This is a genomic window from Rhizobium esperanzae (assembly GCF_002204185.1).
In the GTDB taxonomy this organism is placed as follows: Bacteria; Pseudomonadota; Alphaproteobacteria; order Rhizobiales; family Rhizobiaceae; genus Rhizobium; species Rhizobium esperanzae.
In genome coordinates this window covers 1-1,773 of sequence record NZ_MXPU01000053.1, presented here as the reverse complement: position 1 = coordinate 1,773, position 1,773 = coordinate 1, and the positions used below count along the sequence as shown (strand labels likewise).

The 1,773-nt window shown below is 54.5% G+C and carries 2 tRNA genes and 2 rRNA genes; all 4 read left to right on the top strand.

What is annotated here, in order from left to right:
• Positions 1-219, top strand: a 16S ribosomal RNA gene (locus B5E41_RS30860); the annotation flags it as partial.
• Positions 220-544: 325 nt separating this feature from the next.
• Positions 545-621: transfer RNA gene (locus tag B5E41_RS30855), tRNA-Ile, on the top strand.
• A gap of 74 nt (positions 622-695) precedes the next feature.
• Positions 696-771: transfer RNA gene (locus B5E41_RS30850), tRNA-Ala, on the top strand.
• A gap of 497 nt (positions 772-1,268) precedes the next feature.
• Positions 1,269-1,773, top strand: a 23S ribosomal RNA gene (locus tag B5E41_RS30845); the annotation flags it as partial.

Below are 1,773 nucleotides of genomic sequence, written 5' to 3'. Positions count from 1 at the left end.
AGTGCATGAAGTTGGAATCGCTAGTAATCGCGGATCAGCATGCCGCGGTGAATACGTTCCCGGGCCTTGTACACACCGCCCGTCACACCATGGGAGTTGGTTTTACCCGAAGGTAGTGCGCTAACCGCAAGGAGGCAGCTAACCACGGTAGGGTCAGCGACTGGGGTGAAGTCGTAACAAGGTAGCCGTAGGGGAACCTGCGGCTGGATCACCTCCTTTCTAAGGAAGCTGTGGAATTGGTAAGACACCGAGACATGTCTCGGGTGAACCTTCCCGTGCTTTTTAGAACATAGATGGCACCAGTCAGGTGGCCATCGCAACGTAATACGCCGCATAGACTTCGGTCATGACGGTATGGCGAGCTTTCGCCGTCCACGTTTCTCTTTCTTCAAAAGGATATCGAACCATAGGTTTGCGCTCACGCGCTGTTCGCACCTTCGGTGCTGCGCTCCGCGAGGGCGCCGGACGACCGGCGACGGCCTCTGGCCTGTATGGGTGATCCGTTCCGAGGCTTTGCTTTGGAATGGGTGCTGCGCAGAGAGATGGGCCCGTAGCTCAGTTGGTTAGAGCACACGCTTGATAAGCGTGGGGTCGGAAGTTCAAGTCTTCCCGGGCCCACCATTTGCATTTGTGCATGGTGGTTAGTTTGGGTTTACCTGATCCTGACGGTTTGCTGTCAGGTGTTTGCGATGGTTGGGGCTGTAGCTCAGCTGGGAGAGCACCTGCTTTGCAAGCAGGGGGTCAGCGGTTCGATCCCGCTCAGCTCCACCAATTCGCTTGGTGTCGAGACTGAGGGATATCCTTTGAAGAAATAAAAGTTTGCATCGGCTTTTTGCCTGATGCCTGTTCTGCATACATTGTGAAGAGAAGATTGATCTGGAGGCTTCCAGGTGTTGTGGGTTTTGGCCCATGGCGACCGAGCCCAGTTCTTGTGAAACCATGGATGGCCTAGCCGGCCGGATATGGTGGAGGGACTGGAGGTAGGTAGGAAGCTTGTCGCTCTGGGTCGTTGTTGTTTGTTTGATCTCTAGGGATGAAGCATCTGACGGACGACTTGATTGCCGTTGCCTGACCGCGCGGTATCGGATCATATCTCGAGAAGCTGGTCTTAAGACCTGACACAAGCGAGCTGCTCGGCGTAGCTCCAATAAAGTGATCAGGTCGAACACGTCGATGGCATCAAAGATGGTCTGGGTTGTAAAAGGTAACCCTGGCCGCCGCATTCCCTTGGGGATGCCGGCTAAGTGATGAGCATTGGCAATGAGAACGATTAAGTGTCGTAAGGGCATTTGGTGGATGCCTTGGCATGCACAGGCGATGAAGGACGTGATACGCTGCGAAAAGCCGTGGGGAGCTGCGAATGAGCTTTGATCCATGGATCTCCGAATGGGGCAACCCACCTTAAATACCTAGAAAATCTGTTTTGTTGCTTTGGTTGCGAGGGACTTCCTTCGTAGCGCAAGGCGCGTCGCCGGTCGTCCGGCGCGCCGTCCGCAGGCCTTTGGCCGTGAGGACAAAACAGGTTTCTAGGTATTGTGATAAGGTATCTGCACCTGAATACATAGGGTGTAAGAAGCGAACGCAGGGAACTGAAACATCTAAGTACCTGCAGGAAAGGACATCAACCGAGACTCCGCAAGTAGTGGCGAGCGAACGCGGACCAGGCCAGTGGCAATTGTGATTAAAGTGGAACGCTCTGGAAAGTGCGGCCGTAGTGGGTGACAGCCCCGTACGCGTAGATATCACGATTGTCCTAGAGTAGGGCGGGACACG